At 66.9% G+C, this 14,307-nt stretch carries 14 protein-coding genes and 2 pseudogenes; 6 read left to right on the forward strand and 10 right to left on the reverse strand.

What is annotated here, in order from left to right:
* The first annotated feature begins 28 nt into the window (after nt 1–28).
* The 3 genes and pseudogenes from HQN78_RS25875 (at nt 29) to HQN78_RS13205 (ending at nt 2,104) form a co-directional block, all read left to right on the forward strand.
* Nucleotides 29–642: pseudogene (locus HQN78_RS25875) on the forward strand (GGDEF domain-containing protein).
* 63 nt (nt 643–705) lie between these two features.
* Nucleotides 706–1,395, forward strand: a complete 690-nt coding sequence (locus tag HQN78_RS13200) for an SIMPL domain-containing protein (RefSeq protein WP_107798261.1) — start codon at nt 706–708, stop codon at nt 1,393–1,395.
* Between the two features lie 97 nt (nt 1,396–1,492).
* Complete coding sequence (locus tag HQN78_RS13205; protein WP_048415078.1) at nt 1,493–2,104, forward strand: glutathione S-transferase; 612 nt, start codon at nt 1,493–1,495, stop codon at nt 2,102–2,104.
* Nucleotides 2,105–2,186: 82 nt separating this feature from the next.
* On the opposite strand, the gene HQN78_RS13210 is transcribed toward HQN78_RS13205, so the two are convergent.
* From HQN78_RS13210 to treR, 8 genes and pseudogenes are all read right to left on the reverse strand, one after another.
* Entirely contained in the window at nt 2,187–2,519 is a 333-nt protein-coding gene (locus HQN78_RS13210; RefSeq protein ID WP_346774537.1) for a YnfA family protein, read from the reverse strand.
* A 25-nt stretch (nt 2,520–2,544) separates the two neighbouring features.
* Complete coding sequence (locus tag HQN78_RS13215) at nt 2,545–3,231, reverse strand: DUF1345 domain-containing protein (protein ID WP_227107074.1); 687 nt, start codon at nt 3,229–3,231, stop codon at nt 2,545–2,547.
* A 73-nt stretch (nt 3,232–3,304) separates the two neighbouring features.
* A complete protein-coding gene (locus HQN78_RS13220; protein ID WP_107798260.1) occupies nt 3,305–4,096 on the reverse strand; it encodes an arylamine N-acetyltransferase in 792 nt (263 codons plus the stop codon).
* 122 nt (nt 4,097–4,218) lie between these two features.
* On the reverse strand, nt 4,219–5,469 hold the full coding sequence (locus tag HQN78_RS13225) for a carbohydrate porin (RefSeq protein ID WP_235084244.1): 1,251 nt from the start codon (nt 5,467–5,469) through the stop codon (nt 4,219–4,221).
* 65 nt (nt 5,470–5,534) lie between these two features.
* Nucleotides 5,535–7,186 (reverse strand): annotated as a pseudogene (treC, locus tag HQN78_RS13230) (alpha,alpha-phosphotrehalase).
* Between the two features lie 16 nt (nt 7,187–7,202).
* Nucleotides 7,203–8,162: a PTS transporter subunit EIIC gene (locus HQN78_RS13240; protein WP_235084248.1), complete on the reverse strand. Its 960-nt coding sequence runs from the start codon at nt 8,160–8,162 to the stop codon at nt 7,203–7,205.
* Nucleotides 8,153–8,632 (reverse strand): PTS transporter subunit EIIB, encoded by a 480-nt coding sequence (locus HQN78_RS13245; RefSeq protein WP_235084252.1) that lies wholly within the window; start codon nt 8,630–8,632, stop codon nt 8,153–8,155. The genes HQN78_RS13240 and HQN78_RS13245 overlap by 10 nt, the downstream gene beginning before the upstream one ends.
* Before the next feature lie 233 nt (nt 8,633–8,865).
* Nucleotides 8,866–9,573, reverse strand: coding sequence for a trehalose operon repressor (treR, locus tag HQN78_RS13250; protein ID WP_199225800.1), 708 nt, complete (start codon nt 9,571–9,573; stop codon nt 8,866–8,868).
* A gap of 190 nt (nt 9,574–9,763) precedes the next feature.
* Here treR and HQN78_RS13255 point away from each other — a divergent pair, with 190 nt between their 5' ends.
* On the forward strand, nt 9,764–10,240 hold the full coding sequence (locus HQN78_RS13255; protein WP_235084259.1) for a nuclear transport factor 2 family protein: 477 nt from the start codon (nt 9,764–9,766) through the stop codon (nt 10,238–10,240).
* Between the two features lie 164 nt (nt 10,241–10,404).
* On the opposite strand, the gene HQN78_RS13260 is transcribed toward HQN78_RS13255, so the two are convergent.
* Together HQN78_RS13260 and HQN78_RS13265 are read right to left on the reverse strand one after the other, a co-directional pair.
* Nucleotides 10,405–11,097 (reverse strand): M24 family metallopeptidase, encoded by a 693-nt coding sequence (locus HQN78_RS13260; protein ID WP_107798254.1) that lies wholly within the window; start codon nt 11,095–11,097, stop codon nt 10,405–10,407.
* 37 nt (nt 11,098–11,134) lie between these two features.
* Nucleotides 11,135–12,199 (reverse strand): FAD-binding oxidoreductase, encoded by a 1,065-nt coding sequence (locus HQN78_RS13265; protein WP_235084261.1) that lies wholly within the window; start codon nt 12,197–12,199, stop codon nt 11,135–11,137.
* 123 nt (nt 12,200–12,322) lie between these two features.
* On the opposite strand from HQN78_RS13265, the gene HQN78_RS13270 reads away from it, so the two are divergent.
* Nucleotides 12,323–13,771 carry a PLP-dependent aminotransferase family protein gene (locus HQN78_RS13270; protein ID WP_235084263.1) on the forward strand — a complete coding sequence of 483 codons (1,449 nt, stop codon included), beginning with the start codon at nt 12,323–12,325 and terminating at the stop codon, nt 13,769–13,771.
* 44 nt (nt 13,772–13,815) lie between these two features.
* Nucleotides 13,816–14,295, forward strand: a complete 480-nt coding sequence (locus tag HQN78_RS13275) for an SRPBCC family protein (protein ID WP_235084264.1) — start codon at nt 13,816–13,818, stop codon at nt 14,293–14,295.
* The last annotated feature ends 12 nt before the right edge of the window (nt 14,296–14,307 follow it).

Raw genomic sequence — 14,307 nt, forward strand, 5'->3', positions numbered from 1 at the left:
GCGCTTCACCATGCTCAGTTCGCTGGGCATGCACTGGCTCAGCTTCAGCTTCATCCTGTGCGCGCTGTACATCTGCTACGAGCGCGCGCTGGAGCGGACCCAGCACCAGGCCAGCCACGACGGCCTGACCAATCTGCTCAACCAGCGCCGCTTCCGCGAACTGGCCGAGGCCGCCTGCCGCCGCGCCTGGCGCGAGCGCAAGCCGCTGGCGCTGCTGCTCTTGGACGTGGACCACTTCAAAAGCATCAACGACCGCTACGGCCACCAGTGCGGCGACCTGGTGCTGCAGCAACTGGCCGCCTGCCTGCGCGCGGAGGCGGGCCGCGACGACATCGTCGGCCGTTACGGCGGCGAGGAGTTCGTGATGCTGCTGCCGCGCACCGGCCTGGAGGACGCGCACGCGGCCGCGCAACGCATCCTGCGCGCGGTGGACGCGCTGCGGCCGCAACCGGCCGCCGCCGCCCGCCCTTGCGCGTCAGCGTCAGCATCGGGGTGGCCAGCACCAGCCAGCAGCCTTACGACGGCCTCTCCAGCCTGTTCCGCGCCGCGGACGGCCAGCTCTACCGGGCCAAGCGCAACGGCCGCAACCGGATAGAACTGGCCGAAGGGCAGTATGCCGTCGGAAACTTTTCTCGGGCATGATGGGCCTACACACTGCAAATCGGACTTTTCCGATCAAGACAACAATGTCATGGGAATCGACACATGAACAAACCAACTCTCTTGCTTGCCAGCCTCGGAACCCTGTTCGCCGTCAGCGCCGCCCCGGCGCTGGCCGAAAGCACCCAGCTCAATCTGTCCGCCAGCGCGCAGCGCGAAGTGGCCAACGACCAGATCAGCGCCACCTTCTACCAGCAAATGAGCAACGCCCAGCCGGCGGTGCTGGCCGATAGGCTTAACAAGGCCGCCGCCCAGGGCATTGCGCTGGGCCGCAACTACTCCAAGGTGCAGCTGTCCAGCGGCGGCTACAACACCTGGCCCAATTACGACAAAAACGGCAAGATTCAGGGCTGGCAAGGCCGGGTGGAAATCCAGCTGAAGAGCCGCGACTTCACCCAGGCCGCCGAACTGATGGCCAAACTGCAACAGAACCTGTTGCTGCAAGGACTGCAATTCAGCGTGTCCGACCAGGCGCGCAAGGAAGCCGAGCAGAGCATGCTGCCGGAGGCCATCGCCAATCTGGAAGCCCAGGCCAAGATCGCCGCCAAGGCGATTGGCAAAAACGTCAGCAATATCAAGGAACTGGACATAGGCAGCCAGTCGCCCATCTTCCGCCCGCCGATGATGATGAAGGCCGCCGGCATGGCAGCCAACGCGGAAGTGGCCCAACCGGACCTGCAGCCAGGACAATCGCAACTGCAACTGCAAGTCAGCGGCAAGGTGGAGTTGAAGTAAGCCTTCCAGCCGCCACGGCATTGCGCTAAAGTAGTCGCTCGCCAGGCCTCGCGTCCGGCGAGCACTTCGCCAGCCATCATCCAGAACGACCCGAAACATGAAACTGATCGCCTCGTTGACCAGCCCCTACGCCCGCAAGGTGCGCATCGTGCTGGCCGAAAAGAAAATAGACTGCCCGCTGGAGGAGGACGTGCCGTGGAACGCGGATACCCGCGTCGGCGACTACAATCCTCTGGGCAAGGTGCCGGTTCTGGAACTGGATGACGGCTCGACGCTGTACGACTCGCGCGTCATCGCCGAGTATCTGGACAATATCTCCCCGGTGTCGCGCATCCTGCCGCAGGAAAACCGCCTGCTGATCGCCACCCGCCGCTGGGAAGCGCTGGCCGACGGCATCGTCGACGCCGCGGTGGCCATCGTGCTGGAAAAACGGCGCCCGGACGACAAGCAGATGCCGGAAGCGATCGCGCGCCAACGCGGCAAGATAGACCGCGGCCTGGCCGCGCTCGCCGCCGATCTGGCCGACCGCCAATGGTGCAACGGCGTGAGCTACAGCCTGGCCGATATCGCCGTCGGCGCCTGCCTGGGCTATCTGGATTTCCGCTTCCCGGAAATAGACTGGCGCGACAGCCATCCCAATCTGGCCAGCCTGCTGGAGCGGCTGATGACGCGGCCGTCCTTCGCCGACACCCTGCCGCCGGCCGCCTGAGCCGCGCCGCCGTCAAAAAAAACCGGGCCCAAGCCCGGTTTTTTCATGTCGTCTCGCCACGCGGCGGATAGACAATCCGTTCTCAGACCGGCCGCGGCGCCAGCATGATGATGGCCATCCCGCACAAGGCCACCGCCGCGCCGGCCATGTCCCAAACACTGGGCCGCACGCCGTCCACCAGCCACAGCCACAACAGCGCCACCGCCACGTAGACGCCGCCGTAGGCGGCATAGACCCGGCCCGCCGCCGCCGGATGCAGGCTGAGCAACCAGACGAAGAGCGTCAAGGCCAGCGCCGCCGGCAGCAACAGCCACCACGGCCCCTCCTTGCGCAGCCACAGCCAGGGCAAGTAACAGCCGACGATTTCCGCCACCGCGGTCAGGCCGAACAAGAGCAATAATTTCAAAGCATTCAACATGGGGTCTCGCTGCGCGCCGGCATCAGATCAGGCCGGCGGCGATATTGATCATCAAGGCCAACACCGTGGCGTTGAAAAAGAAGGACAGCACGCAATGCAGCGTGCCCACCTTGCGCATGGCGCTGGTGGTGTAGCTGACGTCGGCCGTCTGTCCGGACGTGCCTATGATGCAGGCGAAATAGAGGAAGTCGCCGTAATCCGGCTCCTCCTTGCCGGGAAACTCCAGGCCCGGCGCCAGGCCGCGCGCGTGGGCGGCGTAGTAGGCGCGCGCGTAATGCAGCGCGAACATCACGTGAATAAAGGCCCAGGAGGAAAAAATGGTCAGGATGGCCAGCGCGACGTGGACGGCGCGCGGCCAGCCGTGCAGGTCCTTGACCGCCGCCAGCTCCAGCACGATGGCGGCCAGGCTGGCCAGCGCCGCCAAAACGGCCAGCGTCATCACCAGCGTCTGCCCCTCGTCCTCCAGCCTGGCCCAATGGCGGATGTGCTGACGGCCCTCGCTGAACATCATCCAGGCCACCAGCGCCAGATAGAGCGCGGCGCCGGCGTTCCAGCCGACGATGTAGCGGGTGATCTCCCGCATCGGCAACAGCCAGGGCAGCGCCAGCACGGTCAGCAGGCCGACGGCGGCGGCGATCACCAGCCGCGGACGGGCCAGCAGCATGCGCGCCGGCGCGAACCGGCGGACGGAGCGAAACAGGGCGGACATGGCGGCGAAACTCCCGGCAATGGATCAGGGCCTCAGTGTACCTGTCCCGGCGCGGGCGGCAAGCCCTCGCCGCTCAGCCCGGCGACGCGCTAAAGCGCCGGGTGAACAGCCGGCGGAAGGTCTCGAACTCGCCCGGCGCCAGTGTCAGCCGGCATTGCCTGCCGTTGCGGGTCTCGGTCAGCGCGTCCTCGGTCAGCACCCGGCTGCCTTCGGCGGTCAGCAGGGCCATCAGCCGGCTCTTGTTGAACGGCGAGCGCGGATCCTCGGCGATGCGGCGCTGGATCTCGCTCAGCGCGCCGCAATCGGCGATCTCGTCGTCCAGATCGAAACCGTAGGCGATGCGCCAGCTCTCGCCCTCCCCCGGCGGCCGCCGCTCCAGTTGCGCGAAGCCGGCGCCGGCCGGCCAGGCCACTCGGTAGTCGCCGTTGGCGGAGCGCGCCACTTCGCCGCACAGCGGCACCATGCGCAGCGGCTGCTTGAGGCCGTAGCCGCAATCCAGCAGATAGCCCTGGCCTTGATGCCACAGCAGAATGGCGACATGGGTGCCGCCCAGCGGCAACCAGTCCTGGCTGTCTTCATCGAAGATCGTCGCGCGGATCAGGCTGGCTTCCAGGCCGTTGCGGCGCAGGAAGAGATAAAGCAAAGGATTGAGTTCGTAACACAGGCCGCCTTCGTCGCGCAGCGCGATTTTTTCCAGCAGGCTGTGCTCGCTGATGGGCTCGGGCCCGCCCTGGAACAGGCTCAGGTTTTCAAACGGCAGGCTCAAGGCCGTCTCGCGCAGCAAGGCGTCGATGTCCTCGAAAGCCAGCGGCCGCTGCGCGTCCCAGCCGACGCGGGCCCGAAAAAGAGCGTTGATGTCCGGCATAGTCCCTCCCGTCTAGCGTCAGACAGGCAATCTAACAGCCGCCGGACGGGATCGACAGATCAATTATCCGGGCGAGACGTTCAAAAAATTTGATGGTCCGCCCCCTTGCGCTCAAACGCCGCTCACCACCAATGCTCCAGCTGCACCCCGAAGGTGGAGCCGCTGAGCGCGTTGCCGAAGGCGCCGCCTTCGGCCAGCGTCGAGCCGGGCGCGGCCGCCTGCTGGGCGGCGCGGTTCCAGCGCGCGTAGGTGTAGAAGAAGCGCAGTTCCGGCCGGCTCCAGAACGCCTTGTCCAGCGCCAGCGTCGGCGCGATGGTGAACTTGCTCAGGGTGCGGACCTGTCCGTCGGCGGCCTTGACCCGGTCGAAACCCAGCTCGGCCGCCAGCTTGAAGCGCTCGCCGAAGGCGTAGACCGGCCGCGCGCCGGCCGACCACCAGGTCTGCCCGCCGTCCGGCCGCGCGTCGCGCTGCCAGGCCAGCATCAGCTGGCCGCCGAACTCGCGCGTGGCCTGCCAGTCCAGCGCCTCCACCAGGCGGCTGCGGCGCGCGCCGCTGTCGCTGACGAGGCTGCCGGTGCCGCCCAGGCCGGTGCCCGGTCCCACCCCGTATTGCAGCGAGAACAGATTGCGGCCGCCCAACACGCCTTTTTGCTCGTGCAGCGCGCTGAGCGACCAGCCGCTGTTCGCGCCCGCCACCTGTCCGGCGCGCTGGATGTAGCTGAGGCCCAGGCTCAGTTCGCCGCCGGGATTGACGGCGATGCCGCCCAATTGCAGATCATGCTTATTGGCCTGGTCCGCCTGCCACCAATTGTCGTTGCGCGAGAAGGCGTAGCTGAGCTTGAGCGCTTGGCCCAGCTTGAAATCCTCCAGGCCGAAGCCGGTGCCGCTGGGGTTCCAGAAATAAAAGTCGGCGATATGCACGTCGTGACGCTTGTAGTAGCGCCGGCCGGCCCACAGCGTGGCGCCGTTCAGCTGCGGGATGTCGCTCCATTTGGCGTAGGCCTGCGGTAGCCGGACATTGCCGTTGTCGCCCTGGAAAGTCAGCGAATGGCCGTTGCGGTTGTACAGGCTGGCCATGCCCACCACGCTGAGCTTGCTGCCGTTGTCGGCCTGGAACAGCTGCTGGCCCAGTTCCAGTTCGGCGTACTGCTCGCATTCGTTGCCGAGCCGGTACTTGGTTTCGGCGCCGGCCAGCTGGAAGCAGCTCTGTTTGCCGCCGCCGTCCGATCCGCCGGCGCCCAGGCGGGCGTAGCCGTGAAAATCCAGCGCTTGCGCGACACCGGGAAACAGCAGGGGGCGGACAAGGCCAGCAAGGCCAGGCCGCGGGGTGCGAATTGAGTCATTGTTCTCTCCATTTCCCTTAGTTTTGGGCACAGCGCGGCCTGCCGGCCGGGAATGCCGGCAGCTCGCAGAGGATTCACTCCTCGAAAATCTGAGGCTCAGTTCAGAACGGCGCGGTACATCAACGATTCGTAAGGCCGCAGCCGCGCCCGGGCGGGATGCGCCGCCGCGTCGGCATAATTGGCGCACAGCAGCTGCCAGGCGTGATCCGGGCCCAGGTAGTCGGCCGGCGGCGAATAGTCGCGCTCCTCGGCGCTGAAATTGCTGATCACCAGCAGCTTCTCGCGCGCTCCGGTCCGCGCGTAGACCCATAGCGCCGTATCGTCCGGCGTCAGGCAGCGGTAATCGCCGTCGCTGAAGATCGGGTACTGCTTGCGCAGCGCGATCAAACGCCGGTAATGCTGCAGCACCGAGTCCGGGTCGCGGCGCGCGGCGGCGACGTTCACCGTCTCCGCGTCCGGCGCCAGCCCTATCCACGGCTCGCGCCGCGAGAAGCCGGCGAAGCGGCCGTCGTCCCATTGCATAGGCGTGCGCGAGTTGTCGCGCGACTTCTGCCGGATCGCCGCCATCGCCTCTTCCCGCCCCAGGCCGTCGGCCAGCAGCTGGCGATAGGCGTTGCGGGTTTCCACGTCGCGGTAGTCGTCGATATCGGCGAAGCCGGGGTTGGCCATGCCGATTTCCTCGCCCTGATAGATGTAGGGCGTGCCTTGCAGGCCGTGCAGCGTGGTCGCCAGCATCTTGGCGGACTCCAGCCGGTAGCGGCCGGCGTCGCCGAAGCGCGACACCACTCGCGGCTGATCGTGGTTGCACCAGAACAGCGCGTTCCAGCCGCCGCCCTCGTGCATGCCGCGCTGCCAATCAGACAGGATGCGTTTGAGCGCGATGAAATCGAAGGGCGCCGCGCGCCATTTCTCGCCGTCCGGGTAATCCACTTTCAAATGGTGGAAGTTGAAGGTCATCGACAACTCGCGCCGCTCGGGATGCGAATAGGCGACGCAGTGCTCCAGCGAGGTGGACGACATCTCCCCCACCGTCATCAGATCGCGGCCGGCGAACACCTCGCGGTGCATCTGCTGCAGGTATTCGTGCACCCGTGGGCCGTCGGTGTAGAAATGGCGGCCGTCGCTGTCGTCCTCGGAAAAGGCCGGGTCCTTGGAAATCAGATTGATCACGTCCAGCCGGAAACCGGACACGCCCTTGTCCGCCCAGAAGTTCATCATGTCGAACACCGCGCGCCGCACCGCCGGGTTGTCCCAGTTCAGATCCGCCTGGGTCTTGTCGAACAGGTGCAGATAATACTGGCCGCTGGCCTCGTCCCACTCCAGGCCGATCCGCCGAACTTGGAGCGCCAGTTATTGGGCCGGTCGCGCCAGATGTAGAAATCCCGATAGGGATTGTCCCGGCCCTGCAAGGCCTGACGGAACCACGGATGCTCGGTGGAAGTGTGGTTGACCACGATGTCCAGCATCACCCCGATGCCGCGCAGCCGCGCCTCGGCCAGCAGCAGTTCGAAATCGGCCATGCTGCCGTAGGCCGGGTCTATGGCGTAGTAATCGCTGACGTCGTAGCCGTTGTCGCGCTGCGGCGAGCGGTAGAACGGCGTCAGCCAGAGATAATCCACCCCCAGCCAGGCCAGGTAGTCCAGCTTGTCCGCCACCCCCAGCAGATCGCCGGTGGCCGTGCCGTGGTGGCTGTAAAAGCTCTTGGGGTAAATCTGGTACACCACCGCGGATTTCAAATTCTTGTTCATCGGAACGGCTTTCGTATCAGGACTGCGGCAGCTGACGGCGCGCCAATACCCAGGTCAGCGCGAACGGCGTCACCAGGGCCACCACCATGCCCACCAGGAACATCGGAATCTGCTGCGGAATGATGGAGATGAAGGCCGGCAGGCCGCCGACGCCTATCGCCGAAGCGCGCACATGGCTGAGGGTGATGGTGGCCGCCGCCAGCGCGGAACCGGCCAGCGCCGCGTAGAACGGCAGCTTGTAGCGCAGGTTGACGCCGAACATCGCCGGCTCGGTGATGCCGAAGAAGGCGGAAATCGCCGAGGTGGACGCCATGCTCCTCTCATTGCTGGCGCGCGCCAGCCAGAACATCGCCAGCGCGGCGCTGCCCTGGGCGATATTGGACAAGGCGATCATCGGCCAGATGAAGGTGCCGCCCTGGTTGGCGATCAGCTGCAGATCCACCGCGATGAACATATGGTGCATGCCGGTCAACACCAGCGGCGCGTACAAGGCGCCGAACAGCATCGCGCCCAGCACGGGCGCCAGGTTGAACACATAGACCAGCGCGTCGGTGATGGCGATGCCCAGGTGGCGCGCCACCGGGCCGATCACCGCCAGCGCCAGCACCCCGCTGACCACGATGGTGACGATGGGCACCACCAGCAGCTGGACGGAATTGGGCACCCGCGGCCGCAGCCACAGCTCCACCCTGCACATCACCCAGGTGGCGGCCAGGATGGGCAGAATCTGCCCCTGGTAGCCCACTTTCTCAATGCGGAACCAGCCCAGCACATCGAAATACGGCAGCGCGGCGCCGTCCAGGCCGGCGGCGGCCTTGCCGTAGTTCCAGGCGTTGAGCAGGTCCGGATGCACCAGCAGCAGGCCCAGCACGATGCCCAGCACCTCACTGCCGCCAAAGCGCTTGGCCGCCGACCAGCCCACCAGCGCCGGCAGGAAGACGAAGGAGGTGTTGGCCATCATATTGATCAGCCCCACACCCCGTCCAGGCCCGGGTAGGCGTCCAGCAGGCTCTTGCCGTCGATGAACATGCCCTTGGCGCCCAGCAGATTGTTCAAGCCCATCAGCAGGCCGGCCACGATGATGGCGGGCAGGATGGGCATGAACACGTCGGAGAACACCTTGACCAGCTGTTGCAAGCGGCCCTGCTTCTGATCGCCGCTGGCCTTGACCTCGGCCACGGTGGCGCGCTGCAGCGCCGCCAGTTCGATCAAGGGCTGGTAGACCCGGTCCACGTCGCCGGAGCCGATCACGATCTGAAACACGCCGCCGTGACTGAACTGACCCTTGATCAGGTCCACCTGGCGCAAGGCCTCCTGGTCCACCCGGCTTTCGTCCTTCAAGGACAGGCGCAGCCGGGTAATGCAGTGCGCGGCCTGCTGGAGGTTGTCGCGGCCGCCCACCGCTTCGAGTATCTGCGCGGCTATCTTCTGGTAATCGTGGCTCATCTGAGGGTCCCTGTATCTCTCGGCCGACGGTCTGCGCCGTCTAGCCCGTTATCAAACCTGGCGGCGATATTGGCAAGCGCCGCCGATGCTGATGGCACGCTAACTGGTACAGACGAGTTGTGTCAACACTCGTATAGACGAGTTTGCGCAAAATCAAACGCCTCCGTGCGTGAACGCAACAGGCGCGACGGATCGCTTCAGATCAAGGAATGACGGCGCGCGCCGCCGCGCCGCTATTTGCGGCGGGCGACGTCGGAGAAGAAGAATTTGTCCAGCCGGTGGCGGGACTCGGTGTATTCGAACTGACGTCCGTCGTAGAGATGGGTGTGGTTCTTGACCACGATCACGTGGTCCATGCCGTTCAGATCCAGATAGCGGCGATCGTCGTCGCCGCAGGCCTGCGCCTCTATCACCCGGCGCGCGTAACTGATGTTCAGGCCCAGCCGCTGTTCGATGAATTCGTAGATGGAGCCGGCGGCGGCCTCCCGGTCCAGGCCCGGCACCAGGCTGGCCACGAAGTAATTGATGTCCAGGATCACGTTTTCATTATCGATATTGCGCACCCGCTTGATCTTGAGCAGCGGGGTTTTCTCGCGCACGTCCAGCAGACGCGCCAGTTGCGCGTCCGCCGGCACCGTCTCCATCTCCGCCACCCGGGAGCTGACGCGGCGACCCAGGTGCTGATGCGCCTCCTTGAAGCTGACGATGCCGCTGAGCTGGAACTCGATATTGCCGGAGCGCAGCACGAACACGCCCTTGCCGTGAATCTTCTGCACATAGCCGCGCTCCTGCAACATGTCCACCGCCTTGCGCACGGTGCCGCGGCTGGCCTCGTAGCCCTGCATCAGCTCGGTTTCGGAAGGAATGCGGTCGCCTTGCTGGTAACGCTGGTTGTCGATGTCGGCGACGATGTCGGAAAAGATTTGGCTGTATTTGTTCACGGCGTGGATTCGGCAAGATCTGGCGGAGCGCCCCAGTCCGGCAGTCTGCCTCAAGCGCGGGCGGCGCGCCAGTCCGCGCCGGACGCGTTCTTCCGCTCCGCGCAACACTGCATTGTCCGCCGCGGATATTCCGCCTGCCGCCGGCCCGGCGCACACTGGGCGCCTTCCCTCACCAGACAGGAACGTCGTCATGCACGCACCAGAACTCCGCCCGCCGCTGCCGCCCTTCGATCGCGACAGCGCCATCCTCAAGGTCCGCCTGGCCGAAGACGGCTGGAACAGCCGCAATCCGGAACGCGTGGCCCAGGCCTATACCGAAGACAGCCAATGGCGCAACCGCGCCGAATTCCCGCGCGGCCGCGCGCAGATCATCGACTTCCTCAGCCGAAAATGGCGGCGCGAACACGAGTACCGGCTGATCAAGGAACTATGGGCTCACGACGGCGAGCGCATCGCGGTGCGCTTCGCCTACGAATGGCGGGACGAGGCTGGCCAGTGGTTCCGTTCCTACGGCAACGAAAACTGGGAGTTCGCCGCCGACGGCCTGATGCAGCGCCGCTACGCCTGCATCAACGATCTAGCCATCCGCGAGGACGAGCGCCTGTTCCACTGGCCGCTGGGGCGCAGGCCGGACGATCATCCCGGTCTGAGCGAACTGGGCTTGTAAGAACCTATTCAAAGCCTGCTGCGCTTCAGGCCGCCTTGCACGGCGAGTACAAGCTCAAAATGCTCATGTACCACGAGTACATTCCGCTTTTTCGCTCGTTTTCGCCTTGTCTCGCTCTCGCTCGCGAGACTTTGAACAGGCTCTAAGCCAGACCTAGGCGGCCCTCACTCCGCGAAGCAGGCATCCTCCAGCAACATGTCCTCGAAGAAAGCGCCGAAAGGCCGGGACGGATGGCGGATGTGGATCTCCAACACCCACAGCATGCGCGCCGGCGTGAAGTCCACCTCCGCCAGCGGCCCCTCGTGGATGGCCGCGTGCGGGAAGTCCGCCAGCCGGTGGCCGGACAGATCCAGGTTCAAGGCCCAGCCGCGGCCGGCGGCGCAGTCCTCGGCGAAGCGGTACAGCTCGCGCCCGCTACAGCCCTCGCTCGCCCATTTGCGCCTCACCTCGTGGAAGATGGCGCGGGCGTCGGCGGCGCAGCGCGCCATCTCGGGATCGGCGCCGGTGACGAAGCTGTCGCCGCCGTCGCCCTCCCACTGTTTCCACACCGGGCCGATGTCGATGAAGAAAATATCGTCCTCGCCCAGACGCACGCCGGGATCGGAGGCCGCGCCGAAAGTCTTCAGCGTGTTGCGGCCGAAACGCACGTAGACGTCGTGCCAGCCGCGCAGCATGCCGCGCTCGGCCAGGATGTCCTTGGCCTGTTCCACCGCGTCCTCCTCCAGCATGCCCGGCCGCATCGCCGCGGCGATCAGGGCGATCGCCTGCCGGGTTTTGTCCCGCACCGCCATCAATTGCTGCGGATCGAAGGCCGGGCCCACGCCCTCCAGCGCCGATTGTTCAATGCTTGCTTCCATTTCATGCTCCTGTGCTTGAGTGCGGGCAGGCGGTCGCCTACCCGGGTATGGCTATCTGTAAACCGTGCAAGCTTGGCTGCAGGGCGATCTGGCAGGCCAGCCGGCAGCGGCCCTCGTCCGCCTCCGACAGCTCCAGCGCCGCCAGCAGCCGACGCTCCGCGCGCTCCATCGCCGGCAAACGCGGCAACCAGTCCGGCTCGACGCGCACCAGGCAAGTGCCGCAGGCGGCCTGCCCGCCGCAGACGCCGCGCATCAGGCCGGCGGCGGCCAGCGCCTGCATCAGGCTGCCGGCGGCGGGCGCTTCCAGCCGCCGCTCCCCGCCGTCCGCGGCGCGAACGCTCACCGCCATGAGGGCCGCGCTCGGCGCGGCCGACGCCGCCGGCTGGAAGGCGTCGGCCAGGAAACGCTCTTCCGGCAAGCCGCGCTGCCGCGTCAGCAATCGGCGCGCCGCATCCACCATCGCCGGCGCGCCGCAGGCGTAGACCTCCGCGGTGCGCAAACAGGGAAAATCCTCGGCCGCCGCCTGCTGGACGAAACCGCGCCGGCCGTCCCAGCCCGGATCGGGCTCGGACAGCACCGGCTCGAAGCGGAATCCCGGCCGCTCGCGCTCCCAGGCTCGCAGCTCCTCGAGCAAATACAGGTCGTCCGCCTTGCGGCCGCCCCAGTACAGGGTCACCGGCCGCCGCCCGGCCGCGCCCAGGCCCTGCTGCAACATCGCCCGCAGCGGCGCGATCCCGGTGCCGGTGGCCAGCATCACGGCCTGATCGACGCCGGAGTCCTCCCGCCACACGCAATCGCCGTAGGGCCCTTGCAGCCAAAGCGCGTCGCCCGGCCGCGCCTGCCGGCGCAGCCATTCCGAAAACGCCCCGCCCGGCTGCAGCCGCACGTGCAACTCCACGCCGCCGTCGGCGCGCGGCGGCGCCGCCATCGAGTAACTGCGCGTCAGCCCGCCCGGAGCCGTCACCGAAACGAATTGCCCGCTGCGGAAAAACAGCGGCGCCGCGTCGGCGCACTCCAGCTGCAGACCGCAGACCTCGCGCCCCAGCCTCTCTATCGCCGCCAGCCGGTAGCGGCCTGCGCCGCTGTCTGCCTCTTGTGTCATTTGCCGCTCCTTGAATGTCCATCCCGATCACTTTAAGCTGCCGCTGGACCAGCAAAAACATCCAGTTTTGATAAGATTGATGGTCCAGAAACGGGAACGAGAGCCAGGAAAGGAGTCCGCGGCATGCTGCGAAAATGGGATTTGCAACTGAGCCTGGATAGAGACGGCGGGCTGCCGGTGCATCTGCAAATCGCCCAGCAGATCAGCGCCGACATCCAACGCGGCCGGCTGCGGCCGGGCGCGCCGCTGCCGGGCAGCCGCGAACTGGCGGCGCAGCTGGGCATCAACCGCAAGACCGCGGTGCTGGCCTACGAGGAACTGGCGGCGCAAGGCTGGCTGCTGACGCAGGGCCGGCGCGGCACCTTCGTCGCGCCCAGCCTGCCGCTGCTGTCGCCGCGGTCCGCGCCGGCCGCCGCGCGGACGCCCGCAAGCGTCCCCGCGCACGACGACATCGACTTTGGCGACGGCGTGCCGGATTCGCGGCTGATTCCCTTCGACGTGCTGGGCCGCGCCTACCGCCGCGCGCTGATCGCCGCGGCCCGCGCCGGGCGTCTGGCCTACGGCGACCCGCGCGGCGAACTGCCCTTGCGCCAGGCCTTGGCGGAAATGCTGGACATGGAGCGCGGGCTCAACGCCGACGCCGAACGCATCTGCCTGGTGCGCGGCAGCCAGATGGGCATCTATCTGGCCGGCCGCGCGCTGCTGCGGCCCGGCGACGCGGTGGCGCTGGACGCGCTCAGCTATCCGCCGGCGCGCGAAGCCTTTCGCTCTCTGGGCGCGCGGCCGTTGGACGTGGAACAGGACGCCGCCGGCATGCGTCCGGACGCGCTGGAGCGGCTGTGCCGGAGCCAGCCGGTCAAGGCCGTCTACCTGACCCCTCACCACCAGTATCCGACCACGCGGATGATGCCGGCCGAACGCCGGCTGCAATTGCTGGCCCTGTCGCGACGCTACGGTTTCGCCATCATCGAGGACGACTACGACCACGAATTCCACTACAGCCGCAGCCCGGTGCTGCCCATGGCCAGCCTGGACGCCGCCGAGCGCATCGTTTACGTCGGCTCCCTGTCCAAAGTGCTGGCGCCGGGGCTGCGCGTCGGCTACCTGGTGGCCGAGCCCGCCCTCATCCAGCGCTGCGCCGCCGACATCATGCTGATAGACCGCCAAGGCAACGCCGTCACCGAACTGGCGGTGGCCGAACTGATGCACAGCGGCGAACTGAAACGCCATCTCCGCCGCGCGCTGCGCATCTACCGCGCGCGCCGCCAGGCGCTGGCCGACGCGATAGACCGCCATCTGGCCGGCCTGGCCGAATACGAGCTGCCGGAAGGCGGGCTGGCGCTTTGGCTGCGGCTGCCGTCCTGGGTGGACATGCCGCGGCTGGGCGCGGACGCGCGCAGCGCGGGCGTACGCTTCCTGCCCGGCGGCGCCTTCGCCGACGACGGCCGCGACATCCCGGCGCTGCGCCTGGGTTTCGGCGCGCTGGAAGCGGAGCAACTGGAGCAAGGCGTCGCCCGCCTGGCGCAGGCGCTGCGCCGGCAAATTCCGGCAACGGGATTGCGGAGCTCATGACAAAGAACTAATCTGAGCCGACACCCTCACCCTAAAGGCCGCGCATGAGCCAAGCCCACGCCCCCTACCGGCTAACGCTGGAACGCCTGATCGACGCTCCGCCGGAACAGGTTTACCGCGCCTGGACCGACCCCGAACTGCTATGCCAATGGTTCACCCCGCGGCCGTGGACGGTGGCCTCGGCCGAACTGGACGTCCGGCCCGGCGGCTCCAGCCTGGTGGTGATGCGCAGTCCGGAAGGACAGGACTTCCCCAATCGCGGCGTCTATCTGGAAGTGCGGCCCGGGCGCCGTCTGGTGTTCACCGACGCTTACACCGAAGCCTGGCTGCCTTCGGCCAAGCCCTTCATGACCGTGACGCTGGAATTCCAGCCCCGCGACGGCAAGACGCATTACCGCGCGGACGTCTTGCACTGGACCGAGGCCGACCTGCGCGAACACGAGGCGATGGGCTTCGCCAGCGGCTGGGGCCAGGCCACCGATCAACTGGAAGACCTGCTGGCCGGGCTGGGCGGAGGCTCTTGAGCGTGTGCTTTT

The sequence above is a fragment of the Chromobacterium sp. Beijing genome (assembly GCF_021496765.1).
Lineage (GTDB): Bacteria > Pseudomonadota > Gammaproteobacteria > Burkholderiales > Chromobacteriaceae > Chromobacterium.

What these genes read in the sequence shown, in the direction of transcription:
- HQN78_RS13200 (WP_107798261.1), top strand. Translation starts at nt 706, where the DNA reads ATGAACAAACCAACTCTCTTGCTTGCCAGCCTCGGAACCCTGTTCGCC.
- HQN78_RS13205 (WP_048415078.1), top strand. Translation starts at nt 1,493, where the DNA reads ATGAAACTGATCGCCTCGTTGACCAGCCCCTACGCCCGCAAGGTGCGC.
- HQN78_RS13215 (WP_227107074.1), bottom strand. Translation starts at nt 3,231, where the DNA reads ATGTCCGCCCTGTTTCGCTCCGTCCGCCGGTTCGCGCCGGCGCGCATG.
- HQN78_RS13220 (WP_107798260.1), bottom strand. Translation starts at nt 4,096, where the DNA reads ATGCCGGACATCAACGCTCTTTTTCGGGCCCGCGTCGGCTGGGACGCG.
- HQN78_RS13245 (WP_235084252.1), bottom strand. Translation starts at nt 8,632, where the DNA reads ATGAGCCACGATTACCAGAAGATAGCCGCGCAGATACTCGAAGCGGTG.
- HQN78_RS13255 (WP_235084259.1), top strand. Translation starts at nt 9,764, where the DNA reads ATGCACGCACCAGAACTCCGCCCGCCGCTGCCGCCCTTCGATCGCGAC.
- HQN78_RS13260 (WP_107798254.1), bottom strand. Translation starts at nt 11,097, where the DNA reads ATGGAAGCAAGCATTGAACAATCGGCGCTGGAGGGCGTGGGCCCGGCC.
- HQN78_RS13265 (WP_235084261.1), bottom strand. Translation starts at nt 12,199, where the DNA reads ATGACACAAGAGGCAGACAGCGGCGCAGGCCGCTACCGGCTGGCGGCG.
- HQN78_RS13270 (WP_235084263.1), top strand. Translation starts at nt 12,323, where the DNA reads ATGCTGCGAAAATGGGATTTGCAACTGAGCCTGGATAGAGACGGCGGG.
- HQN78_RS13275 (WP_235084264.1), top strand. Translation starts at nt 13,816, where the DNA reads ATGAGCCAAGCCCACGCCCCCTACCGGCTAACGCTGGAACGCCTGATC.